This is a genomic window from Eximiradius proteiniborus, from assembly GCF_058546985.1.
The window spans coordinates 231,025-255,096 of record NZ_CM178592.1 but is presented as its reverse complement, the minus strand read 5'-3'; the positions used below and the strand labels follow the sequence as shown (position 1 = coordinate 255,096).

The following is a 24,072-nucleotide window of genomic DNA, read 5'->3' as shown; positions in this document are numbered from 1 at the left end:
AAGTGAAAAAATACACGATTTTACTACTATTATTATTGTTGAGCAGTAATTCATTATTCGGAATTCAAGACACAAATTTCAGGAATATCTTTCTTTATAGTTCATTAGCAATTCAAGGGAATTTTTATAATTCAAATTTCAAAAGTTTACCAGCATATCCAAGTTGCTGCACAAATTATGATTTTGCTAATGGAATGGGTTACTCTCTGGCGTTTGGAATGGGCTACAATCAGGATAGCAAGATACTAAACAGTGATATTTCGTATTTATTTGGAGTTAAATTATCAAATTTGTCAGCTAATTATTCAATAGATGAATTTATTGGATATTATATTGATAGAGATGTTTATCAAAAAATAATTTCTAACTACCGACTTGATGTAGATTTAATTTCGACGGGGATTTTTTCTCAAATCAATATAATACCACCTTTGAATTTACCGCTTACTTTCTCTTTTGGAGTTAATCTTGATTTTCCAGTCTCAAATGAATTATATAAAGTTGAAAAATTAAAGAAGCCAGACAATATTACTTTCACTGACACAAAATCAAGAATTAGAGGAGAACAATCTGGCAAAATATATGATTTGTCCGCTGTTCTTTATTCAATCTCTTTCGGTGTTTCTTATTACAGTTTTTCTTTCAAGAACTTCACCCTTCAACCTAAATTTGAACTAAATTATGGGCTTAATAATGTAGTTAAAAATGTAGATTGGAAAATAGTAAGCACTAAGCTTGGAATGGATGTTAATCTGAATATTCCGAAAACTAAGGAAGAACCTAAGATACAGCCAATAAATCCTCCGATGCCTGAACCTGCTATTCCACCTAACCCAACTTTTGAATATAATCTTATTGCTAAATACTCAAATATTGAACTCGATGATAGTTCAATAATAAATATTCCGATTACAAGTAATCTTGAAGCAGATGTTTCTATTCTCCCATCTACTGTTTTTTTTCAAAAAAATAGCAGTCAATTAAATAATGCGATTAATCCGGTTAATTCAATTGCGAAATCTATTAATTTGGATAGTGCCTTCATTAAATTTATCCAAAATAGCGAAGTGGCAACATTAGTTACCATTAATCGATTAGAAAGTGAAAATCCTAAATTCTATCAGGAACGAAAGGAAAAAATTACTGAAATCATCAAAAAATTTGCTCCGAACAATTTAGCAAACTTTGAATTTCAAGAAAACGTCGTTAAAAAAGATAGCATAAATAAAAAAATCGAGGATGAGTACATTTGTGCAAAATTTGAATATAAAGATTTCAATATTAAGCGATTTAATTATTACAGAGATACAAAACATACTTATTACTCGAAAAACAGAAATGTTGTGTTTTTCAATGCACAAATACCTTTTGACTATGAAAATTATAAACTTGAGATATTCATCAATGACAGCCTTGTTTTCGAAAACGATAGTGTCGATTCAAGATTTAATATACTCGATGATTATTTCCTTTTCCGGGGTTTGGTGCAAACTCCAATGAATGTGAGAACAAAAGTTAAATTGAGTAATGGAATTGAACTGGCTAAAAATAAAACTTATTTGATAAATCCGAAGTTGTCAAGAGTTAACTTGTTAATAAATTCATATGATGGCAAAGAATACGCAATATTAGGATTATTTGATTTTGATAGTAGCGAGTTTTCACTTTTCGACAATCGGGTACGAGAAAAAGTGCTTGACGACTTGCATTATCGAGGAAAAAAATTAACTATAATTCCATTCACTGATAATATTGGAAGTAAAGAGTATAATTCAAAGTTGGCAGAAAAAAGAGCTTTAGCTGCAGTTCAATTATTACAATTACGAGATGAAGACTACAAAATAGAATATCCGACACAGTATTTATACGATAATCGAACACCATTAGGACGAATTTTGAATAGAAGCGTAATAATCAGAATTGAGAAATAATAAAACAGCATAATACACTATAATAAAAAAGGATGTTTGCATAAATTAAGAGCAAACATCCTTTTTTATTAGATATCAGAGCAATTAACTATTTCATTTCTTGAGGTTTATTTTTAGTAATTTCTACGAGTTCCATCTCGAAAATCAAAGTAGCATAAGGAGGAATAACCATTCCATATCCTTTTTCTCCGTAAGCAAGTTTGGAAGGGATAACAACTTCCCAACGAGAACCTACAGGCATCATAGGAATAACAATTTTCCATCCTTCGATTAAGTCCTTAATAGGAAGATATACCGGATTATTTTTAGCTGAACTATCAAAAACAGTTCCATCGGTGAATTTTGCAACAAGTTTCATCATTACGGCATCGTTGAGTGTTGGCTTAGGTCCATTGCCGGGTTTTAGAATTCTATATTGAATGCCAGAAGGTAATGAAACAACACCGTTTTTCTTTTTATTTTCTTCTAAAAACTTAATTTCTTCTTCTTTGTTTTTTTCAGCGTTTTTACGGAAATTATCCAATTCTTTCTGTTGTCTGTTTTCCTGAGTTTTGCGAATACGTTCCATAAGTTTCATATTTAATTCCTGGCGTTCGGATTTCTTTATTTTAGCTTTTGCTTCGGATGTGTCATCAGCAAAACCATCACGTAGTCCTTGCAGATAGGCATCTTCTGCCAATGGGAAACTATCTGTCCGGAATGCAACACCAAGTTCATATCCAACAGTATAACTCATTTTTTCATTTTCAGATTTTAGATCAGCTTTTTTTTGTTCTTTGCTATTGTTTGAACACGCAGCAGCAACAAGAAGCAGTAAAATAAAAGGAAAATATTTCATAATTTCTCCAAAAAATACAAAAAAATATAAGCAAATTAATAATTTCGTATTCAATAATTTGAAAATATTTTTTTTAAAATTAAACCTTTTGTAATTTTTAGTGTCTAATTCAGTAAAATATATGATGCTATTGAGTTGATAGATACAGATGACAAAAATATAATAGATGATTATTTATCGAATGGTAGTAATAATGCAGCTACGAGGCTTATTCGGAAATATGAAAAATTTGTTTTTGCGATTGCTTTACGATATACAGGTTCTTATGATGATGCAGAAGATTTGACGCAAGAAGTCTTTATAAAGGCACTGAATAATTTGAAAAAATTCAAACAGGACAGTTCTTTAAAAACGTGGTTATATAGAATTACTGTTAATACTTGCATAACATTTATGAGGAAGAAGAAAATTACTTTTTTTTTCAGACTTGACGATAACAGTGATGCGATAAAAAAACAAAAAGATTTCAGCCCGGAACAGTATTACATTGCTGACGAATTAGAAAGAAAGTTTTTAGATGAACTATCGAAATTACCTGAAAAACAGAGAGAAACTTTTGCATTGAGATACTTTGACAATTTAAGTTACGAGGAAATATCTAAGTTGCTCGGGACAAGCGTTGGAGGACTAAAAGCAAATTATTTTCAGGCAATAAAAAAATTATCAGAAAAACTTAAAAGTGAGAAATTATATGGATAGCCAAGAGCAAATAAAAAAAAGACTTCTCGAACTCATTCCCGATTATGTTTTTCGAAGACTTAATGAGGATGAAAGAGCGTTCTTTGAAAAGCATTACAAAGAGTTTGAAGAAATACAAAAGGAAGTTGAAGAAGTTCAGCTTTTCTTCGAGAAATTGGAACAAATGGACTTTGATAAAGTATTTCAGTCTCATACAGTTAATACTTCGGTAAAAGTGCTGAACAAAATGGAGAGAAAAGCACAATCTCAGAGTTCACTTAGATTTGTTCCCAAATTGGCACTCCCGTTGATTGCGTTAATAGTAATCTTTATTGCAATACAATTAGATTTAAATAACAAAGGAAAATATATTAAGATTGACCAGTCTCAGATTTCAAAGCTTAGCGAACCAATGATTATTGATAGCTCGATAATTGAAGAAGTTTCTTCACCGGAATTAGTACAGATTGTTGAATATGGAGCAACACAACAGGAAGAAATTGATGAAAAAGAAATAGAAGAAATAGATAATTCGTTAGTTGAATTTGCAAATAATGAGGTTGGAGTTAATTATTTAGATGAATTCAATGTTTATAACTATTTTCAATACATTGATGAAGATATTTTTCAAGAAATTATAGAGGATAGATAAAATGAGACGACAATTTTTTTTAAGTCTTATCCCCTTGATATTATTACTCTTTAATATAGAAGTATCAGGACAACCATTTCAGGGGGAAAAAGCATTCCAGCGTTTTTCAACTATGAAAAAATTGAAAATGATGGAAGTTTTGGCTCTTGATGAAGCAAAATCTGATAAGTTTTTGGCAAAATACAGTTCATATGAAAACAAAATTTTTACAATTCACAATCAAATAGACAAAGCAACTCGGGAACTGATGGAACTAATGAAACAGGAACGTGTTAAATCAAGTGATTTAAAGAATAAGAACGTCGAAATCATTAATCTACATTCGGAATTATCCAAAACAATGGGAGAACGTTATAAAGAATTTCAGAACCTGCTTAGCGACGAAGAATTTGCAAAATTAATACTATTCGAAAGAAACTTTAATAATGAAGTCAGAAAGAAAATTATGGAAAGAGGACCTAAAAGAGGCGGTCCCAATGAACCACAAGACAGACCTGGAAGAAAAAAGCAAAGATAAATTATCAAAGGAAGCATTGAATTGCTTCCTTTTTTTTCGTTTAGTTAATAAAAAATGCTAATTTTGTAAGCAGTGTAATTACAAATAATTCTGATAATGAAACTCCTCTATCTGATGTATAGATTTCCTTACCCGCTTGATAAAGGCGACAAATTAAGAGCGTTTCATTTTATTAAGCACTTATCCAAATATCACGAAATAGATTTATTATCGATTATTGATGAAAAGATAGACGATGGGTCCAGAGACATTCTCAAAATGTATGTTAATAATATTTTTGAAATAAAATTTTCAAAATTAAAGCTTGTCAAAAATTTACTTTTGAACTTATTCAACGGTAAACCTTTCCAAAATGCTTTTGTGTATGATAAATCAATAAAAAAGCAAGTGGAAAGAATTATTAAAAATGAAAAATATGACTATGCAATTTGTTTGATGGTTAGACCAGCAGATTACCTGAAAGGAATAAGAATCAGGAAAATGCTGGACTATCAGGATGCTTTGTCCATAGGATTTGAAAGAAGAAGCAAGAAAAACAAGTTGTTTGGACGGTTTTTCTATCAGCAAGAAGCAAATCGATTGAGTAATTATGAAGTTGAGATTTTTGATGAATTCGACGATAAGATAATAATTACGGAAGAAGATAGAAAACATATTAATCGTGATGATAGAGCAAAAATAGTCGTTGTTCCAAATGGAATAGATTTAGATTTTTTTATGCCCCTTAAAAATTTTGAAAGAAAATTCGATTTATTATTTGTTGGCAATATGCAATACGAACCTAACGTACTATGTGTAAAATATATTGTGAATGAAATATTACCAATAATACAGAAAGCAAAGCCTGATGCTACGATAATGATAGCTGGTGCTGACCCAAAAAATGAAGTATTAGCACTGAAAAGAAAGAATGTAATAATTACAGGTAGATTAGACGATATAAGAGAGGCATATTCGCAAGGGAAAGTATTTCTTGCCCCTATGCAGACAGGCACAGGTTTGCAAAATAAGCTTTTAGAAGCAATGGCGATGCGATTGCCAGTAGTAACATCAGAATTGTGTAATAAAGCGATTCAAGCAAAGGACAATTTTGAAGTATTAATTGGTAGAAACCCAGAAGAATATGCACAACATTGTATTAATCTATTGAATAACAGTACTTTTAGCAATACAATTTCAGAGAATGCATACAACTTTGTTAAGACAAATTATTCTTGGGAAAAAAACGTCAGAATATTAAATAGCATAATTGATAATTCTGCTAAAAACTGATATATTGGAACGATAAAATGAAAGAAAAAGGTAAGATATTGTTGATAGACGACCAAGAGCCGTTTTATAAGCTGATTAAACGTTATTTTCTTCATACGGAATACACAATTGATTACCTACCCGGACCTGATAATCTGGATAATATTCTTACTGAGAACAATTATGACTTGCTAATTTTAGATGTTCTTTTGCCAAATATTTCGGGATACGATATATGCAAAAGTGTTCGTAAAAAGTATGATATGTTTGAATTGCCGATATTATTTTTGTCAGCAAAAGATAATAGCGAAAACGTTGCTTTCGGTTTTGTATGCGGTGGGAATGATTATGTAACGAAACCATTTGAGCCAAGTGAATTAATCGCGAGGGTGCAAACACTTGTTCGGTTAAAAAAATTATACAAGGCAAACAGATTATTAAATCAAGAGTTAGAGGAAAGAAACAGATTTTTGCAGATGAACATTCACGACTTGAAGTCGCCGCTGATGACTATAATGGTTCTGGCTGGTCTTGTTCAAAAAGATTTTGATGCACAACACGAGAATTATTCAAACTTGGATATTATTGTTAGAACTTCCCAACAAATGCTGAAAATCGTAAATGAAATACTTGAATTTAACAAGTTAGGGAATAATGAGGTCGATTTAAAATTTGAGATTGTAAATTTTGATGATATACTTGCACAAGTATTGGATGTTCAAAAACCATTAGCAGAAAATAAAAAACAAAGCATAATAGTAAAAAAAGAAGTTACAGAACCATTAAAACTTAAAGTTGATAGCGAAAAAATTGTTCGTGCAGTAAATAATATTATTGGTAATGCTATTAAATACAGTCCTTATGAAAAGCCGATAGAAACAATTGTAAGCAAAAGCAAAGGAGAAAATGGAAATTTCCTGCGATTAGAAATTTGCGATAGTGGTCCTGGATTTAAAGAAGATGAAATTGACAAGGTATTTACTTCATTTGGCAGATTTTCTGCACAACCGACAGGAGGTGAAGTTTCAACAGGATTGGGACTAATGATAGCAAAACAACTAATTGAACTAAATAACGGACAAATCTGGGTAGATAAGAATTACAATAATGGGAGTAAGTTTGTAATTGAACTACCATTAGTAGAGAACAATAACATTTGAAAAATATTTAATAATAACTATATTCGTATTATTTAGTATAAAATAGTTTTAATTTTAGACGTATTATAAACAGTCAATAAGGTAATATTATGAAAACAGTGAAAGCACTCATTAATAAAGTAGTATTCTTTGTCGCAGTAGTAGCAACTTTTACTCTAACTGGTTGCGATGAATCAACAAGTCCAAGCAATATCAATCTTTTTTCAACTTCGGATGAAGTAGCATTAGGGCAACAAATTGATTCTGAAATAGTTGCAAATACCAATGAATATCCAATATTAAAAAATTCACAAGCAACAGCATATTTACAGAATATTGTTAATACAATACTCAACTCGCCTGAAATAAAATATAAAAATACGTTTACATATCAAGTGAAAATCATTAATACAAATACAATAAATGCGTTTGCGGTGCCCGGTGGATATGTGTATGTGTATAAGGGATTGATCAAATTTCTCGATAATGAAGCGACTATGGCTGCTGTATTGGCTCACGAGATTGCACACATTGAAAGAAGACATTCAACTAAACGCTTAACAAAACAATATGGAATAACAATACTTTTGAGTTTGGTTCTTGGAAGCAATCCAGGTGCGTTGGAAGAAATAGCAGCAAATTTGCTGACTGGTCTGGCTCTGCTGAAAAACAGCCGAGACGATGAATACGAAGCAGATGAGTATTCGTTTAAATATCTGCTTTCAACAAATTGGTATCCGGGTGGAACAAAACTGTTTTTTGAAAAAATTGGTGCAAATGAGCAAGGCGGAAAACTTGAAGAATTACTATCAACTCACCCTTTGCCACAAGAAAGAATAAAAAAAGTAGATAATTTATTAATCAAGCATGGTATTGGGCAACCCACAGAAAGTAATTTATATACACAAAGATATTTGAGTTTCAAGAATAGTATTCAGGATTAATTTATGGCAGCATATCAAAAGCTAATTGAATTGATAAAAAGCAAAAAGACATTGCTATGTGTTGGGTTAGACACAGATTTAGACAAAATACCAGAAGTTTTCCCAAAAAATTCGAGTGGAATTATTGAATTCAACAAAGAAATAATTGAAGCCACAAAGGATTTAGCGATAGCATATAAAATCAATTTTGCATTTTACGAGCAATATGGTGTCGCAGGATATAAAGCTTTATATGATACTTTTAAGGCAATACCGCCTTCTCATTTTGTAATAGCCGACGCAAAAAGAGGCGATATTGGAAATACATCTATGGCCTATGCAAAAAGCATTTTTGACTACTTCAATGCAGATTCAATTACAGTCAATCCATATATGGGATATGATTCACTATCACCCTTTTTCAATTATAAGGACAAGATTATTTTTATTTTGGCTCTTACCTCGAACCAAGGAGCATTCGATTATCAAAAGCAAAAAATCAACAATCAAGATCTCTATAAATTAGTAATCACCAAGACATCTGTGAGCTATAATTTTGAGCAAACAGGATATGTTGTCGGAGCGACCCATCCTGACGAAATCGTAGAAGTCAGGAAATTAGTTCCTCTGCATTTGCTTCTAATTCCGGGTATTGGTGCACAGGGTGGTGATATAAATAGCGTTCTAAAAGCAAACGGTAATTCACCGGCAATAGTCAATGTATCGAGAGCGATAATTTATCCGGATGGTAATGGTGAATATTTTGAACGTGTCAGAAACAAAGCTGAATACTATTCAAAAGCACTCAAATTTTCTTAGAGTATTAACGGAAATGAAAAGAATAATAAAAATAGTAGTTTTAGGATTATTAGTAATCTCGTTAAACCTATTCAGTCAAAAAGTTGACCCACAACACAAAGTTAAAATCGGAGATGAAGCACCTAATTTTACATTGAGATTTTTAGACGGGACAACCAAACAGCTACGAGAATTGCGTGGAAATGTGATTATGCTGCAATTCACTGCAAGCTGGTGTAGTGTTTGCTTGAAGGAAATGCCCTATATTGAAGAAGAAATATGGGAAGTGCATAAAGAAAACCCTAATTTTAAACTTTTTGGTATTGATTTCAAAGAAGACAAGGAAACAATTGAGAAATTTATTCAAAAGACAAAGGTTAGTTACCCAATATTATTAGATGAAGAAGGTAAGATTTTTGAATTATACGCAGAGAAAGGAGCGGGAGTTACTCGCAACGTAATAATTGATAAGCAAGGTAAAGTGAGATTCCTCACACGACTGTTTGTTCGTGAGGAATTCGATGCAATGAAGAAAAAGATAGCTGAACTTCTGAACGAATAACATTTCTATGCCGAAATTCGTTATTTTTTCACTATTTTTATTAGTCTGATTTTTATTTATTTTCATAAACTTGAGGTTTTTATGAAAAAATTACTTTTAGTTTTGTTTTTGATATTTGGAATAGCAACTATGATAACTTCTTGCGGCAAGAATGTTGAGGTTACTATTGAAAAAGGTGAAATTTCCAAGCAGAAAATCGAGCAAGTAATAAAAAGTTTGCTTGAAAAATATGGTGAAGCGCAGAAAGATAGAATTGAACGCGGTGTAAATGTTGTAGCAAAACTATGGACCGGAAGTGAAAGTGAGTTTGAGAAATTCTGTTTGGACAATTTCGTGGGAGACGAGAATCAATTAGAAGCTGTTTTTAATAGTTTCTTGAAGCACTGGGAAACCTTATTGGGCAATTTCAATAGAATTTCACTTGATTTGAAGAAACCTGTGCATATCGATGAAGGAGAAGTAACACCTCTTGATTTAATGATTTCCGGATATGAACCTTCTGCACATTTAACAGCTGACTTTTTCGAAAACAAGATAGCATATTATATTGCTCTTAACTTTCCATATTATAGTTTAAAAGAGAAAAATGAACTTGGGAAAAACTGGACACGCAAACAATGGGCTTATGCGAGAATGGGAGATTTGTTTACTGCAAACATTCCTGCAAATTTACTGCTTAAATCTTCTGAGGCGATGGCAAACGCTGATAATTATATTAGCAATTATAATATTATGGCTGGCTATCTTGTTGATGACAACATGAATACATATTTTCCAGAAGATATGAAATTAATCAGCCACTGGAATTTGCGAGATGAAATAAAAGCACAATACGGAAAAGAAAATCCATTAAACAAGCAGAAAATGATTTACCAAGTGATGTTGAGAATTATAGAACAATCAATACCTCAAGATGTTGTAAATAGCAATAAATATAAATGGAATCCTTTTTCAAATAAAGTGTATCAAGACAACAAAGAAGTCAGTCTGAAAAGCGAGCCAAACACAAGATACTATCATTTACTTCAAAACTTCAAAGCTCTGAAAGAAATTGACAAATACAACCCTCTCTTCCCTACTTACATTAAAGCAAAATTTGAAAAAGAGATGGAAATTCCACAAGAAGAAGTAGAAAAAATGTTTATTGATTATTGTTCAAGCCCAGTTTTTAAAGAAATTGGCGAAATAATAAAAGAACGTTTGGGACGCTCGCTTGAACCTTTTGATATTTGGTATGATGGATTTAAATCACGTTCATTACTAAATCAAGATGAATTAACTAAAATTACTTCGAAAAAATATCCTAACCCCAAAGCATTAGAAGCAGATATTCCAAATATTTTAACAAAACTTGGATTTAAGACTGAGAAAGCAAAAGAAATAGCTTCAAGAATTACTGTTGATCCTTCGCGAGGTGCTGGGCATGCCTGGGGAGCACAGATGCGTGGCGACAAAGCTCATCTACGCACTCGCATTGGTAAAGCTGGAATGGATTATAAAGGTTATAATATTGCTATACACGAATTGGGTCATAACGTTGAACAAACCTTAACGCTTTATGATGTTGATTATTACATTTTAAATGGTGTGCCAAACACTGCTTTCACAGAAGCCTGGGCGTTCACCTTCCAATCAAGAGATTTGCCGTTATTAGGAATAAAAAATACAAATAATGAAAAAGAAATCTTGGATGTGCTCGATGCAGCTTGGGCAACCTATGAAATTATGGGCGTATCGCTTGTAGATATGCGGGTTTGGAAATGGTTATATGATAATCCAAACACAAATGAAGAACAACTTAAACAAAAAGTTATTGAGATTGCCAAAGATGTTTGGAATTCATATTATGCACCAGTATTTGGTATAAAAGACCAGCCTATACTTGCAATTTATTCGCATATGATTGATTATCCATTGTATTTATCTGCATATCCATTAGGTCATCTGATAGAATTTCAGATAGCTGAATATATAAAAGATAAAAATTTAGCAGACGAAATGTATAGAATGTGTGTGCAGGGAAGATTGACACCTGAAATATGGATGACTGGTGCAGTTGGCAATAAATTATCTGCTGAACCATTATTAAAAGCCGCTCAAAATGCAGTAAAACAAATAAAAAACAAAAGTTAAGATAAATTATACATATAAAAAATGCTTGCCTAATTTGTGGCAAGCATTTTTTATTGAATTTGGAGATATGAATTAATTTTTTAGAGCAACAAAAAATTGTTTATCAAACATTAATTCATATCAATAATTATAATTTCATAATAGGAATAACTTTTTGTTGTATATCGCCCACTACTTCAACTTTGCCATCATCTGTAACAAAAACGTCAATTTCTGTTCGGAAGCCAATTTTTTCGTCAGGAATATAAATACCGGGCTCAATTGAGAAACAAGAACCTGGTATTATACGGCGTAAATCTTTTGTTTCGAGATTATCAATATGAGTGCCGTTTCCGTGAACTTCTTCGCCGATATTATGACCTGTTCGATGGATAAAGTATTTGCCATATCCTGCATCTTCAACAACCGCACGGCAAGCTTTGTCCACCTCCCAACCATAGACAGGAGTGCTTGTAGAGAATCGATCTTTAACTAAATTGTATGCAGCATCCCGAGCATTGGCAATAACAGAGAAAATATTTTGAATTTTATCGGGGACTGTTTCGCCGATATAGCCCATCCAAGTAATATCATAATATATACTGCCAGGAACATTGAATTTTGCCCATAAATCAATGAGGACTAAATCTCCAACTTGCATAGAGTAGCTATTTTCAGGTGTTGGTTCAAAATGTGGGTCGGCAGCATGTTCATTAACAGCCACAACAGGACCATCGCCCCAAATTAGATTATTTTCTCGCATCAGATTATGCATAAAGTGCTGAATTTCATATTCCTTGGGCGGGTTCCCAGATTTTATTCTATTGGCAATTTCTTTAAAAGCAGCGTCTTTGATTTGCTGCATAATAATTCCCGCTTTGCTGTGAGATTCAAAATCTTCATCAGAAAGATGAGACTCAAATAAAGAAACAAGATCAGCACTTGAAACTATTTCAACACCGAAGCTACGAATAAGGTCAATTGTTCCGCCATCAACAATTGAAACATAAGGAATAGAGTTCATTGGTGAATATTGCATTGCGACTTTGCGGGCTCCTGTAAGAATTTGCCGCAAATATTCGTGTTGCTGTTCCCAAGGAAGATACACATACTGATCACCCGGGAGATGAGAAAGTTTATAAGTTTCAATGCTGTGAACTAATTTTTTGGGAGTTCCTTCGGCAGGAATATAATAAAACCAACGGCGAGAAGTAAAACGATTTGTGTCGATTTTCAAAATTCTATGAGCAATAGTATCACGATTATGAAAATCATAGAAAAGCCATCCATCAATATTTGCTTCCCTCAAAGCGTTTTGAATTGCTTCAATTTGCATCTAATTCTCCTAATTATTCATCAAATACAATTGTTTCTCCATATTGCATTACAACGCACTTTTTGCCAATTTTTTCAACTTTCGATTTAAATTCGTTAGGATCAGCCTTTATTACTGGGAATGTATTGTAGTGCATAGGAATTACTAATTTTGGATCGACAAACTTTGTTGCCTGAACAGCATCATCTATTCCCATAGTAAAATTATCACCAATAGGAACTAAGAAAATATCAATAGGATTGAGTTCTCCGATGAGCTTCATATCGTAGAACAGACCTGTATCACCAGTGTGATAAACAATATTTCCACCAATGTTTATTATCACTCCAGCAGGTTCGCCCATATATTGCCCGTCATTTGTGGAAGAACCGTGGTGAGCAATTGTAAATTTCAGGCGACCAAACGGGAAATTATAAGCACCACCAATGTGCATATTATGTGCTTTGCAACCATTTGCTGCACAATAATTAGCCAACTCGTTTACCGCAATAATCAGTGCATCGTGCTTTTTGGCTAAGGATAAAGCATCTCCGAGGTGATCACCGTGAGCGTGAGTAAGAACAATAAAGTTTGGTTTGACACTATCGATTGATATGTTTGCAGTGGGATTTCCTGTGAAAAAAGGATCAATAACAAGCGTATATTGTCCATCTTCCAAAATAAATGTAGAATGACTTACATAAGTGAGTTTTAACATAATAGACCTCCAAAGAAATATCTAAACAGCAATTTTTAGAAGTATTTATAAAAAAAATATTTTACAAGATGTTCATTATTTTTCTAAAATATCAACTAATTTTTCAACAACATAATCAACTTTTTCTCCTATTTCAGAATACAGAGGTAAACATAACACTTGATTAGCAACGGAGTTTGCAATAGGAAGGTTTTCAGGATTTGCAGTTTCAAGTCCTCGATAAGTAGGAATGTTGCTAATTAATGGATAAAAATATCTTCGTGAATAAATATTAAATTCCTTTAATCTTTCATAGACTTCATCACGTGTTTTTCCACAAATTCCAGAGTTTATTAAGATAGGGAAATATGAGTAACAATGTTCTACATTTTTGAAATCATTAAGAAAAGACACACCGGAAATATTAGTTAATAAATGACGATAACGATTTGTTGCAATCCGACGTTTTTCGATGGCTTCGTGAACATATTTGAGTTGCAACACACCCAGAGCAGCCTGAAATTCATTCATTTTTGCATTTATTCCGGGCGCAACGATTGTTGTTTCGCCGGCAAAACCAAAGTTTTTCAAATTATCTATACGTTTTTTCATTGCTGGGTCGTGTGAAATAATTGCTCCGCCTTCGAAAGTAGTAAAGACTTTTGTCGCGTGAAAACTTAATATGGAAAGTGAGCCAAAATTGAGGATTGAAGTACCATCAAGTTTCACACCGAAAGCGTGAGCAGCATCATAAATAACATGAAGACCATAATTATCGGCTATAGTTTGAATTGAATAGACATCTGCAGGATTACCATAAACGTGAACAGGCAGAATTGCAGAAGTTTTAGGAGTGATAGCAGCTTCAATTTTATTCGGGTCGATATTGAAAGAATTTGGCTCAATATCAACAAAAACAGGTTTAATATTATTCCACCATAATGAATGGGTTGTTGCAACAAAACTAAAAGGAGTAGTAATAACTTCGCCGCTTATACGCAGAGCTTGCAAAGCTGTAATTAAAGCTAAAGTCCCATTAGAAAAGAGCGAAATATATTTTACTCCAAGAAACCGTGCTAATTCATCTTCGAAAAGTTGATGATATTTGCCGTTGTTTGTAAGCCATTTTTCTTCCCAGATATCTTCCAAAAATGGCATAAACTCGTTTAATGGAGGAAGATATGGTTTTGTTACGTTTATTCTATCATTTTTCATAAATATGCACCTTATGTTTATGAATAATTAAAACAACAAAATTTATTCCAAAAATGAAAAATCTTATTATTTCAATATTGTTTTTTTTATATTTGAATTGTTTATATATATTTTGCTTAGAATTAATATTTCGTGTTGCGATATGAAAAACAACAATAATAATCAAGTTAATCAAGATATTAAGATATTAGTAATCGAGGACGATGATAATCAGCTGATAATAATTCAGGAATCATTAAGGAAATTAGGGTTTGAAGTATATTCCACTATGCTTGGCAAGGAAGGTATTGAGATATACAAGACTTTGGGCAACCCTTTAATTCTCCTTGATTACAATTTGCCGGATATGAACGGCTTTGATGTAATTGATGAACTGCGACAGGAAGGTTATAACGTTGAATTTATTACAATGACTGCTTTTGGGAATGAGCACGTTGCTGTAGAAATGATGAAGCGAGGTGCAAGAGATTATATCGTAAAGGATATGAACTTTTTAGATTTTCTTCCAACTGTTGTTCTGAACACTGTAAACAGAATTCAAGTAGAAAGCAAATTGGAAGAATCCCAAAGGGCTTTAAAGCAAGCTCAAGAAAGATACTATGAGTTATTTGAAAATTCACTTGACGCAATTTTTTATACAAACACAGACGGTGTAATTCAAGGATGCAACAAATCTATGCTGAAATTATTAGGTTACAAAAAAGATGAGATTGAGAAAATAAACATAAGAGAGTTATTTGCTAATTATACCGATAGAATGAGTTTTATAAATGAAATTGAGAACAATGGATATGTGAATAATTTTGAAGCTCAATTATTAAATAAAAAAGGTGAAATATTAAGTTGCTTAATTGTTTGTAATTTACGCGTTAATTCTGCAAATAAAAAAATCGGTTACGAAGGTATTATCCACGATATTACAGCAAGGAAAAAAGCCGAAATCAAACTTGCAGAAAGCGAGGCAAAGTATAGAAGCTTATTTGAAAGAATACCTTTAGGGCTTTATATCACAACGCCGGACGGAGTATTCATTGATGGCAATCAAGAATTGCTAAAAATGCTCGGAATATCTACAAAGGAAGAACTGAATAGTATTAATGGAAGAGAATTGTATTTAAATCCGAACGATAGAGATAAATGGTTGCAAACAATCGAAAAAAATAACGTAGTATATTCTGAACTACAAATGAAAACTCCAAATGGAAAAGTAATTTGGGTGCAAGATAGTGCAAGAGCAGTGCGTGACTTATCCGGAAAGGTATTGTTTTACGAGGGTGTACTAAAAGATATTACAGAAAAGAAAGAATACGAACAAGAGAGAGAAAAATTAATTGCTGAACTCAAATCATCGAAAGCAAAAATCGAACAGCTTGCAAATGAAATAATGGATTTGAATTATGAATTAATAGTTTCAGCGGAACAACTTAAAAACATAAATCAAAGCAAAGACAAGCTCTTTTCGATAATAGCACACGATTTGAAAAGTCCTTTCACCGGATTTATGGGGCTTACGGAATTAATAAGTCAAGATATTGATGATTTGACAAAAGAAGAAATTGTAATTATGTCTGACGCATTGAATACCTCTGCTAAAAATATATATGAATTGCTTATAAATCTACTTGAATGGTCTAAATTGCAAGGTGGATTGTCTGAAATAAACATTGAGCCATTAAATTTAAAAAGAAATGTTGATGTGAATTTGAATTTGGCTTCGCATCAGGCAAGCAGGAAAGGAATTAAGTTAATTAATGAAATTGATGAAAAAATATATGTGTTAGCTGATAAAAATATGCTCCAAACACTTCTGAGAAATCTTATTTCTAATGCAATAAAGTTTACAGACATTGATGGATATGTAAAGCTATATGTAAAAGAAATATTCAGCGATACAGTTACTTTTTGTATTGAAGATAATGGTATAGGAATGGACGAAAATGCAATAAAATCACTTTTCAGGATAGATAAACACTACACAACACTTGGTACGCAAAACGAAAAAGGAACAGGACTTGGTTTGATATTATGCAAAGAATTGCTTGATAAGTCGAACGGAAGAATATCTGTAGAAAGTCAGGTTGGAGTTGGAACCAAATTCTTTATTACCTTGCCAAAATTTGTAAATGAATAAGATGAAGCTAAGTGAAAATGATATAATTGACTTGCTAACTGAAGATGGTGGTAAATTTAGAACAAAAAATCTCGAAGAAGCATACAATTTTTGTAAAAAAGTTGCATTAGGTCATTATGAAAATTTTCCGGTAGCTTCTGTTGCAATTCCTTCTTCGAAAAAAAAGCATTTTTATTCAATATACGCATATTGCAGAATTGCCGATGACCTTGGCGATGTGGTAGGAATAAGAAACAAAGATTTGGGCTTAAAATTACTTGACTATTTAGCTGATTGTGCAAATCAGAAATTCAAACTTAACACTTCTAATCCTTTATTTCTTGCGTTGAGCAATACTGTAAATGAATTAAATCTTCCAGCCGAACCATTTGTAAAATTAACAAATGCATTCAAAAAAGATTTAAACTTTTCTCAGCCAGAAAGCATAGAAGAGTTGCTTGATTATTGCGAGTATTCTGCTAATCCAGTTGGAGAATTAGTTCTTCGACTTTTTGATGAGAATCTCGAGGCTACCAAAGTATATTCTGATTGTGTATGTACTGGTTTGCAACTTGTAAATTTTTTGCAGGACGTGTCGGTAGATATTGAAATAGGAAGAATATATATACCCAAAAGTTTAATCCCGGATATTTCTATTGATAATTTTACAAAAGATGAAAATAAATTTGTTTTGATTAATTCATTGAAAGAATTATATTTACTGACTGATAATTTATTCAAAGAAGGAGAAAAAATATTAAAATTGGTTAATTCGAAAAGACTAAGATTTGAGCTTGCTATGATTATTTCAGGAGGAACAATAATTCTTGAAAAAGTTGTTCGTCTTAAAGAGAATATTTTGTTTCATCGTCCAAAGCTAAATAGTAAAGATAAAATAAAAATTATGTGGAATGCTATAAAAAGATGGAAATAATAACACCTGAAATATTAGCTAATTATGAAAAAGCAGATGTTCCGAAGAAGGAAAAATCGAGCTTTCTATATTCTTTTTCTATTTTGCCAAAAGACGAGAGAAACGCAATTAATACAATTTATGCTTTTTGTAGTTATATAGATGAAATTGTTGATAGTTCACCGAACAACAATCCCAAAGAAATACAGAAGAAACTGGAAAGACTTAACTGGTGGGAAAATGAAATAGAGAAATTATATAATAATTCAATAACTACTCCGCTGCTTGCTCCATTTATCAGGACTATTGATCGATTTGCTATTCCAAAGCAATATTTTTTAACATTAATTGATGGATGCCGAAGAGATTTATACAAAAAAAGATATGAAACTTTTGAGGAACTTAAAGAGTATTTATATGGTGTAGCAAGTGTAGTCGGACTAATCAGTATTGAAATTTTTGGTTATAAGTATGAAGAAACAAAGAACTATGCAATTAATTTAGGATATGCACTGCAACTTACGAACATATTAAGAGATGTGAAAGTAGATAAAAATAGAGGATATATATATCTGCCACAAGAAGATTTAAGGCGTTTTAATTATTCAGAAGAAGATTTGTATAACGAAGTTTATAATGAAAACTTTATTGAACTTATGAATTTCGAAGCAATGCGAGCAAGGGAGTATTTTCATCGTGCAAGGCAATTTTTAAGACCTGATGAAAAACCAACAATAGTATCAGCTGAAATAATGGACGCTATTTATTATCGCTTGCTCGAAAAAATTGAACTTAATGAATTCGATGTATTCACCAAAAGAATTAAGGTATCGAATATTCACAAAATAATGACAGCACTAAAACTGTGGTTATCTGTAAAACTCTTTATTCGTAGAATAAAAAAGGGATAATAAGCATATGGAAATAAAGTTTAATGATGAAGAATTAGCAAAAGTTGAGAACTTAAAGCGGAAATACCCGAATCAACAGGCTGCGTTGATGGGAGTTCTATGGCTTGCTCAAAATAAATTCGGTTGGATTTCGAAAGATGTGATGAAATATATTTCTGAATTGCTGGATGTCCCACTTTCAACTGTTGAAGGAGTGGTATCGTTTTATACAATGTATCACAAAAAGCAGCCCGGAAAATATCATGTGCAGGTATGCACAAATGTTTCGTGTATGCTACGAGGCGGACAGGAAATTTATGAACATATTTCAAAAAAGTTAAACCTAAATAATAATGAAACTTCGGATGATGGAAAATTCTCATTGGAAGAAGTTGAATGTATGGGTGCTTGTGGTGGAGCCCCGATGATTGCAATTAATGAAGATTTTTATGAAAATTTAACTATTGAAAAAGTAGATGAAATTCTTGATAGTTTAAAGTAATGAATACAATGCGAAAAATAAAATCTTTTTCTTTTTTACTAATGCTTGTAATTGTTTTTGCAAATTTGATTAATTCAATTCTAAATTTGAATTTAGGCAATTTATTTTTATTAAATCCTAAGGAAATTGCACATAATTTTCATTTCTGGCAACTTGTAACTTTTCCGTTAGTATTAAAAGACAATTTACTTATCTTTATTCTTGCACCAATATTAATATTTTTGTCCACAAAATTAGAAAACTACCTGAACAAATATCTTTATCCAGTTTTTTTATTGATGGTTACAGTATTAAATGGATTGCTAATCACATTATCGCTGTGGAATAAGAATATTTACATAAGCGGTGGCGAAACTATAGGGTTCTTTATTCTAACACTTGCAACACTGATAATGCCCAAAGACAGACTTTCGAGAAAAAATCCTTTAACAGTATCAACATTTGCAATTTTAATTGCCAGTTTGTGGATAATTATTAAGTATGTTGCAAATTCTATAGAATTGTATTACACTTTTCCAATAATGTTTGGTGTATTATCAGGTTTTCTTGTTTATATACCAATCCGGAATATGAGAAAATATATTGAAAAAAGAGAGATTGAGATAAATTCATCAAAGCAAAGACAAGTTAAGATAACTATTCCAGAGCCAGAAGAAATCGTTGCTACAAAAAGAATATCAAATATGAATATTTCTCATATCTACCATAAGTATGAAGAAGATTACTGCGAACTTTCGGAAAATGATGAAGAAAACGAAGAAAAATTAAATAGAATTCTTGACAAAATAAACGAAAAAGGAAAAGAATCGCTTTCGTATTATGAAAAGAAATTTTTGAATGAATATTCCAAAAGAATAAAATGATTGAGCTTCGTCTTGGATTTCTCGCCTCGCATAGTGGCACAAATATGCAAGCAATAATTGATAGTGTAAAATCTGGTTATTTCAAAGCACACTTATGTGCCGTTATTTCTAATAATTCGCAATCTGGTGCACTGGAAAGAGCTCGCAAAGAAGGAATACCTGCATTTCACATAAGCGAAAAAACTCATCCCGGAAAAGTGAGCGAACAGATTATCGACATTTTTGACAGATATAAGGTTAATACTGTAGTATTAGCCGGATATATGAAAAAATTAGAACCATTTGTTATAGAACATTTCAGTGGACGGGTGCTTAATATTCATCCTGCACTGTTACCAAAATTTGGTGGTGAAGGAATGTATGGAATTAATGTTCATAAGGCTGTGATTGAGGCAAAAGAAAAAGTTAGTGGTGCAACTGTCCATTTAGTGAATGCAGACTACGATAAAGGTAGAATTCTTATGCAAATGGAAGTAGATGTTTTGCCTAACGATACGCCTGAAAGCTTAGCGGAAAGAGTGCTTAATATTGAACACAAATTATATCCAGAAGTCCTAAAAAAAATATCTCTTGGCGAAATTATTATTCCATAATTTTTTCTTAAATATTATTATATTATACATCAGTTGTCGAACTGAATGTATTCCTTATGAAAAAAATACCTTTGTACGCTCGCATTTTGATTGGGATGCTTATAGGTGCAATTTTCGGGATTATTGCAGTTTATACCAATACTGGATGGATTGTTGATGATTGGATAAAACCATTTGGTGTAATTTTTCTGAAACTGCTGAATCTTGTAGCAATACCGCTTATTTTTGCTTCTCTTATTACAGGAATTTCCGGATTATCAGATATCACAAAACTATCGCGGATTGGTCTTAAAACACTTCTCTTCTATATTTTCACAACAATAGTAGCCGTAACAATCGGTTTGTTGTTTGTAACCACATTCAAACCAGGACAATCATTCCCGGAAGAAAAAAGGATAGAATTGCTAAGCAAGTATTCGCAAGTATTAGAAACTAAAACAAATGTTATTGAAAAAACTAAGTCAGATGGACCATTAAAATTTATTGTCGAAATTGTTCCTGGTAATATTGTTGCTTCTGCCTCAAATAATTCAAATATGTTACAGATAATATTTTTCGCAATTTTATTTGGAGTGGCTATTGTAGTTCTGAAAAGTCCAAAGGTAGAAATTGTAAGAGATTTTATTTCCGGATTAAATGATATTATTCTTAAAATCATTGATTTTATTATGTATTTTGCTCCAATTGGAGTAATGGCATTGTTAGCAGGCTTGATAGTCGATTATTCAGGAAATAACACTTCTCAATCACTTAAACTATTCGAAACTTTAGGTTACTATGCTTTGGTGGTCATATTGGGGCTTTTATTTCTTGGTTTTGTTATTTATCCAACCTTTTTAAGAATATTTGCTAAATTCCCTTTCAAAATCTTTTATAAAGAAATGTTTCCGGTTCATCTTGTTGCGTTTTCTACCAGTTCAAGTGCAGCGACACTACCTGTTACTATGGAACAAGTGGAAAAAGGTTTAGGCGTTCGAAACGAAATAGCAAGTTTTGTTTTGCCGGTTGGAGTTACTGTAAATATGGATGGGACAAGTCTATATCAAGCAGTAGCAGCAGTATTTATAGCACAAGTGTTTGGAATTGAGATGACATTTTTTCACTTCCTGACAATATTATTTACAGCAACCCTTGCTTCAATTGGTACCGCTGCCGTCCCGGGCGCAGGAGTTGTGATGCTTGTTATTGTGTTGAATGCTGTTGGAATACCAGTTGAAGGATTAGCTTTGATATTAGCGATAGACAGACCTTTAGATATGATACGGACAGTTATCAACGTAACCAGTGATGCTATGATTGCAGTAATAATAGACAGAAATGAGAAATAAATAAAAAGCAAGAGCATTTATGGAGCTCTTGCTTATTTATAAGAATTATCTTGTTAAGATAATATTTTAATCGTTAAATCTCTCGAACAAATGTTCCATAATTTTCTTAGCTGCATAAGGAATATTTGTTCCTGGACCGAATATTTCAGCAACACCAGCTTTATATAAGAATTCATAATCTTGCTGAGGAATGACACCACCAGCAATAACAATAATATCTTCGCGACCATACTTTCTCAATTCTTCGATTAATTGAGGAATTAAAGTTTTATGACCAGCAGCAAGAGAAGAAGCGCCAACAACGTGAACGTCATTTTCGACTGCTTGTTTTGCTGTTTCCTGTGGAGTCTGGAAAAGAGGTCCGACATCGACATCAAATCCCATATCAGCATAAGCAGTAGATACAACTTTAGCACCACGGTCGTGCCCGTCCTGTCCCATTTTAGCTACTAAAATTCTTGGGCGACGTCCCTCACGACGTTCAAATTCATCAGTCATACGACGAACTTCTTCGATAGCAGATTTTTCAGCATATTCAGAACTATAAACGCCGGAAATTGTGCGGGTTGTAGCAACGTGACGACCACATACCTTTTCGATTGCGTAAGAAATTTCACCAAGAGAAGCACGGCGTTTTGCAGCTTCGATTGCAAGCTCGAGCAAGTTGCCATTACCGGAAGCAGTAGCTTCAGTAATTTTATTTAAAATTTCATCAACTTCAGCTTGATTACGATTTGCTTTAAGTTCTTGCAATCTCTTAATTTGCTGTTCACGCACAGCAGAATTATCAATATCAAGGATTTCGATAGGTTCTTCTTTTTCAAGTCTGTATCTATTGACACCAATTATCACTTCACGACCGCTATCGATACGAGCCTGACGACGAGCAGAAGCTTCTTCGATTCTCATTTTAGGAATACCAGATTCGATAGCCTTAGCCATTCCACCGAGCGATTCAATTTCTTGAATATGTCCCCAAGCTTTATCCATAAGTTGCTTAGTAAGCATTTCGACATAGTATGAACCGCCCCAAGGATCAATAACATTACAAATACCGGTTTCCTCCTGAAGGTAAATTTGAGTGTTGCGAGCGATACGAGCCGAGAAATCAGTAGGAAGGGCAATAGCTTCGTCTAAAGCATTTGTATGCAGAGATTGAGTATGACCCAAAGCTGCAGCCATAGCTTCGATACAAGTACGGGCAACGTTATTAAATGGATCCTGCTCAGTTAAACTCCAACCAGAAGTTTGAGAATGTGTTCTCAAAGCAAGTGATTTAGGATTTTTAGGATTGAATTGTTTGATGATTTTTGCCCAGAGAACGCGAGCGGCTCTCATTTTAGCAATTTCCATAAAGTAGTTCATACCAATTGCCCAGAAGAACGAAAGGCGTGGAGCAAAAGCATCAATGTCTATACCTGCTTTCAGCCCAGTGCGAACATATTCGAGACCGTCTGCAAGAGTGTATCCCATTTCGAGGTCAGCTGTAGCACCAGCTTCTTGCATATGGTAGCCAGAAATGGAAATGCTATTGAATTTGGGCATAAATTTCGAAGTAAATTCAAATATATCGGCAATTATTCTCATTGATGTTTCGGGTGGATAAATATATGTGTTGCGAACCATATATTCTTTCAAAATGTCATTTTGGATTGTACCCGAAAGTTGTTCAAGCTTTGCTCCTTGTTCCAGTGCGGCAACTATATAGAAAGCCATCACAGGAATTACAGCACCATTCATTGTCATAGAGACAGAAATTTTGTCAAGTGGAATACCATTGAACAAAATTTTCATATCCAAAATACTATCCACAGCAACACCGGCTTTGCCCACATCGCCAACAACCCGTTCGTGGTCAGAATCATAGCCACGATGTGTAGCAAGATCGAATGCAACAGACAACCCCTTCTGACCAGCAGCTAAATTTCTACGGTAGAAAGCATTACTTTCTTCAGCGGTGGAAAATCCAGCGTATTGACGAATCGTCCAAGGACGAGCCACATACATTGTAGGATATGGACCGCGCAAGAAAGGTGGAATCCCAGCAGTATAGTTAAGATGTTCGAAATCTTTAATATCATTTATAGTATATATTGGGAAAATATCAATATTTTCAAGCGTATTAACAATAAAATCATTAAGAGATTTGCCCGATTCTTTTTCAGCTTTTTGTCGCCAAGCATCGAAGCCAATCTGGTTAGAATTCAGATTTAGTTCCATATTTGAAAAATCAGGTGTTTTCATT

General features: G+C 32.9%; 22 protein-coding genes. 17 read left to right on the top strand and 5 right to left on the bottom strand.

Going from position 1 to position 24,072, the window contains the following annotated elements:
* Positions 1–2 precede the first annotated feature (2 nt).
* Entirely contained in the window at positions 3–1,931 is a 1,929-nt protein-coding gene (locus ACY2LT_RS01085) for an OmpA family protein (RefSeq protein ID WP_491815784.1), read from the top strand.
* A gap of 88 nt (positions 1,932–2,019) precedes the next feature.
* Here the strand turns inward: ACY2LT_RS01085 and ACY2LT_RS01080 are convergent, their stop codons facing one another.
* Entirely contained in the window at positions 2,020–2,769 is a 750-nt protein-coding gene (locus ACY2LT_RS01080; protein WP_491815783.1) for an FKBP-type peptidyl-prolyl cis-trans isomerase, read from the bottom strand.
* 135 nt (positions 2,770–2,904) lie between these two features.
* Between ACY2LT_RS01080 and ACY2LT_RS01075 the strand changes: the two genes are divergently transcribed.
* From ACY2LT_RS01075 to ACY2LT_RS01035, 9 genes are all read left to right on the top strand, one after another.
* Positions 2,905–3,468, top strand: a complete 564-nt coding sequence (locus ACY2LT_RS01075; RefSeq protein ID WP_491815781.1) for an RNA polymerase sigma factor — start codon at positions 2,905–2,907, stop codon at positions 3,466–3,468.
* Positions 3,461–4,099 carry a hypothetical protein gene (locus ACY2LT_RS01070; RefSeq protein ID WP_491815779.1) on the top strand — a complete coding sequence of 213 codons (639 nt, stop codon included), beginning with the start codon at positions 3,461–3,463 and terminating at the stop codon, positions 4,097–4,099. Before ACY2LT_RS01075 ends, ACY2LT_RS01070 begins: the two co-directional genes overlap by 8 nt.
* A gap of 1 nt (position 4,100) precedes the next feature.
* Complete coding sequence (locus tag ACY2LT_RS01065) at positions 4,101–4,616, top strand: hypothetical protein (protein ID WP_491815778.1); 516 nt, start codon at positions 4,101–4,103, stop codon at positions 4,614–4,616.
* A 96-nt stretch (positions 4,617–4,712) separates the two neighbouring features.
* Positions 4,713–5,888, top strand: coding sequence for a glycosyltransferase (locus ACY2LT_RS01060; RefSeq protein ID WP_491815776.1), 1,176 nt, complete (start codon positions 4,713–4,715; stop codon positions 5,886–5,888).
* Between the two features lie 17 nt (positions 5,889–5,905).
* Positions 5,906–7,027 carry a hybrid sensor histidine kinase/response regulator gene (locus ACY2LT_RS01055; protein WP_491815775.1) on the top strand — a complete coding sequence of 374 codons (1,122 nt, stop codon included), beginning with the start codon at positions 5,906–5,908 and terminating at the stop codon, positions 7,025–7,027.
* Positions 7,028–7,116: 89 nt separating this feature from the next.
* Positions 7,117–7,950, top strand: coding sequence for a M48 family metallopeptidase (locus tag ACY2LT_RS01050; protein WP_491815773.1), 834 nt, complete (start codon positions 7,117–7,119; stop codon positions 7,948–7,950).
* 3 nt (positions 7,951–7,953) lie between these two features.
* Positions 7,954–8,748 carry an orotidine-5'-phosphate decarboxylase gene (pyrF, locus tag ACY2LT_RS01045; protein ID WP_491815772.1) on the top strand — a complete coding sequence of 265 codons (795 nt, stop codon included), beginning with the start codon at positions 7,954–7,956 and terminating at the stop codon, positions 8,746–8,748.
* A gap of 13 nt (positions 8,749–8,761) precedes the next feature.
* On the top strand, positions 8,762–9,289 hold the full coding sequence (locus tag ACY2LT_RS01040) for a TlpA family protein disulfide reductase (protein ID WP_491815771.1): 528 nt from the start codon (positions 8,762–8,764) through the stop codon (positions 9,287–9,289).
* An 81-nt stretch (positions 9,290–9,370) separates the two neighbouring features.
* Positions 9,371–11,422: a hypothetical protein gene (locus ACY2LT_RS01035; protein ID WP_491815770.1), complete on the top strand. Its 2,052-nt coding sequence runs from the start codon at positions 9,371–9,373 to the stop codon at positions 11,420–11,422.
* A 127-nt stretch (positions 11,423–11,549) separates the two neighbouring features.
* Here the strand turns inward: ACY2LT_RS01035 and ACY2LT_RS01030 are convergent, their stop codons facing one another.
* The 3 genes from ACY2LT_RS01030 to ACY2LT_RS01020 form a co-directional block, all read right to left on the bottom strand.
* The gene (locus ACY2LT_RS01030) at positions 11,550–12,737 is read right to left on the bottom strand and encodes a M24 family metallopeptidase (protein ID WP_491815769.1); all 1,188 of its coding nucleotides are present in this window, start codon (positions 12,735–12,737) and stop codon (positions 11,550–11,552) included.
* A gap of 13 nt (positions 12,738–12,750) precedes the next feature.
* The gene (locus ACY2LT_RS01025; protein WP_491815768.1) at positions 12,751–13,434 is read right to left on the bottom strand and encodes a metal-dependent hydrolase; all 684 of its coding nucleotides are present in this window, start codon (positions 13,432–13,434) and stop codon (positions 12,751–12,753) included.
* A gap of 75 nt (positions 13,435–13,509) precedes the next feature.
* A complete protein-coding gene (locus tag ACY2LT_RS01020) occupies positions 13,510–14,628 on the bottom strand; it encodes a DegT/DnrJ/EryC1/StrS family aminotransferase (RefSeq protein WP_491815767.1) in 1,119 nt (372 codons plus the stop codon).
* 142 nt (positions 14,629–14,770) lie between these two features.
* Here ACY2LT_RS01020 and ACY2LT_RS01015 point away from each other — a divergent pair, with 142 nt between their 5' ends.
* From ACY2LT_RS01015 to ACY2LT_RS00985, 7 genes are read left to right on the top strand one after another with little or no spacing between them, the layout of a single operon-like run.
* Positions 14,771–16,759, top strand: coding sequence for a PAS domain S-box protein (locus tag ACY2LT_RS01015; protein ID WP_491815766.1), 1,989 nt, complete (start codon positions 14,771–14,773; stop codon positions 16,757–16,759).
* Position 16,760: 1 nt separating this feature from the next.
* Positions 16,761–17,672, top strand: a complete 912-nt coding sequence (locus ACY2LT_RS01010; protein ID WP_491815765.1) for a squalene/phytoene synthase family protein — start codon at positions 16,761–16,763, stop codon at positions 17,670–17,672.
* Positions 17,663–18,562 (top strand): phytoene/squalene synthase family protein, encoded by a 900-nt coding sequence (locus ACY2LT_RS01005; protein WP_491815764.1) that lies wholly within the window; start codon positions 17,663–17,665, stop codon positions 18,560–18,562. Before ACY2LT_RS01010 ends, ACY2LT_RS01005 begins: the two co-directional genes overlap by 10 nt.
* 7 nt (positions 18,563–18,569) lie before the next feature.
* Entirely contained in the window at positions 18,570–19,043 is a 474-nt protein-coding gene (locus ACY2LT_RS01000) for an NADH-quinone oxidoreductase subunit NuoE family protein (RefSeq protein WP_491815763.1), read from the top strand.
* 8 nt (positions 19,044–19,051) lie between these two features.
* Positions 19,052–19,906: a DUF6576 domain-containing protein gene (locus tag ACY2LT_RS00995; RefSeq protein ID WP_491815761.1), complete on the top strand. Its 855-nt coding sequence runs from the start codon at positions 19,052–19,054 to the stop codon at positions 19,904–19,906.
* Positions 19,903–20,499, top strand: a complete 597-nt coding sequence (purN, locus tag ACY2LT_RS00990) for a phosphoribosylglycinamide formyltransferase (protein ID WP_491815759.1) — start codon at positions 19,903–19,905, stop codon at positions 20,497–20,499. The genes ACY2LT_RS00995 and purN overlap by 4 nt, the downstream gene beginning before the upstream one ends.
* A gap of 56 nt (positions 20,500–20,555) precedes the next feature.
* A complete protein-coding gene (locus tag ACY2LT_RS00985; protein WP_491815758.1) occupies positions 20,556–21,827 on the top strand; it encodes a dicarboxylate/amino acid:cation symporter in 1,272 nt (423 codons plus the stop codon).
* Positions 21,828–21,893: 66 nt separating this feature from the next.
* On the opposite strand, the gene scpA is transcribed toward ACY2LT_RS00985, so the two are convergent.
* Complete coding sequence (gene scpA, locus ACY2LT_RS00980) at positions 21,894–24,071, bottom strand: methylmalonyl-CoA mutase (RefSeq protein WP_491815757.1); 2,178 nt, start codon at positions 24,069–24,071, stop codon at positions 21,894–21,896.
* Position 24,072 lies beyond the last annotated feature (1 nt).

What these genes read in the sequence shown, in the direction of transcription:
- ACY2LT_RS01025 (WP_491815768.1), bottom strand. Translation starts at nt 13,434, where the DNA reads ATGTTAAAACTCACTTATGTAAGTCATTCTACATTTATTTTGGAAGAT.
- purN (WP_491815759.1), top strand. Translation starts at nt 19,903, where the DNA reads ATGATTGAGCTTCGTCTTGGATTTCTCGCCTCGCATAGTGGCACAAAT.
- pyrF (WP_491815772.1), top strand. Translation starts at nt 7,954, where the DNA reads ATGGCAGCATATCAAAAGCTAATTGAATTGATAAAAAGCAAAAAGACA.
- ACY2LT_RS01070 (WP_491815779.1), top strand. Translation starts at nt 3,461, where the DNA reads ATGGATAGCCAAGAGCAAATAAAAAAAAGACTTCTCGAACTCATTCCC.
- ACY2LT_RS01000 (WP_491815763.1), top strand. Translation starts at nt 18,570, where the DNA reads ATGGAAATAAAGTTTAATGATGAAGAATTAGCAAAAGTTGAGAACTTA.
- ACY2LT_RS01030 (WP_491815769.1), bottom strand. Translation starts at nt 12,737, where the DNA reads ATGCAAATTGAAGCAATTCAAAACGCTTTGAGGGAAGCAAATATTGAT.
- ACY2LT_RS01040 (WP_491815771.1), top strand. Translation starts at nt 8,762, where the DNA reads ATGAAAAGAATAATAAAAATAGTAGTTTTAGGATTATTAGTAATCTCG.
- ACY2LT_RS01020 (WP_491815767.1), bottom strand. Translation starts at nt 14,628, where the DNA reads ATGAAAAATGATAGAATAAACGTAACAAAACCATATCTTCCTCCATTA.
- scpA (WP_491815757.1), bottom strand. Translation starts at nt 24,071, where the DNA reads ATGAAAACACCTGATTTTTCAAATATGGAACTAAATCTGAATTCTAAC.
- ACY2LT_RS01080 (WP_491815783.1), bottom strand. Translation starts at nt 2,769, where the DNA reads ATGAAATATTTTCCTTTTATTTTACTGCTTCTTGTTGCTGCTGCGTGT.
- ACY2LT_RS00995 (WP_491815761.1), top strand. Translation starts at nt 19,052, where the DNA reads ATGCGAAAAATAAAATCTTTTTCTTTTTTACTAATGCTTGTAATTGTT.
- ACY2LT_RS01010 (WP_491815765.1), top strand. Translation starts at nt 16,761, where the DNA reads ATGAAGCTAAGTGAAAATGATATAATTGACTTGCTAACTGAAGATGGT.
- ACY2LT_RS01060 (WP_491815776.1), top strand. Translation starts at nt 4,713, where the DNA reads ATGAAACTCCTCTATCTGATGTATAGATTTCCTTACCCGCTTGATAAA.
- ACY2LT_RS00985 (WP_491815758.1), top strand. Translation starts at nt 20,556, where the DNA reads ATGAAAAAAATACCTTTGTACGCTCGCATTTTGATTGGGATGCTTATA.
- ACY2LT_RS01050 (WP_491815773.1), top strand. Translation starts at nt 7,117, where the DNA reads ATGAAAACAGTGAAAGCACTCATTAATAAAGTAGTATTCTTTGTCGCA.
- ACY2LT_RS01055 (WP_491815775.1), top strand. Translation starts at nt 5,906, where the DNA reads ATGAAAGAAAAAGGTAAGATATTGTTGATAGACGACCAAGAGCCGTTT.
- ACY2LT_RS01035 (WP_491815770.1), top strand. Translation starts at nt 9,371, where the DNA reads ATGAAAAAATTACTTTTAGTTTTGTTTTTGATATTTGGAATAGCAACT.
- ACY2LT_RS01065 (WP_491815778.1), top strand. Translation starts at nt 4,101, where the DNA reads ATGAGACGACAATTTTTTTTAAGTCTTATCCCCTTGATATTATTACTC.
- ACY2LT_RS01005 (WP_491815764.1), top strand. Translation starts at nt 17,663, where the DNA reads ATGGAAATAATAACACCTGAAATATTAGCTAATTATGAAAAAGCAGAT.
- ACY2LT_RS01015 (WP_491815766.1), top strand. Translation starts at nt 14,771, where the DNA reads ATGAAAAACAACAATAATAATCAAGTTAATCAAGATATTAAGATATTA.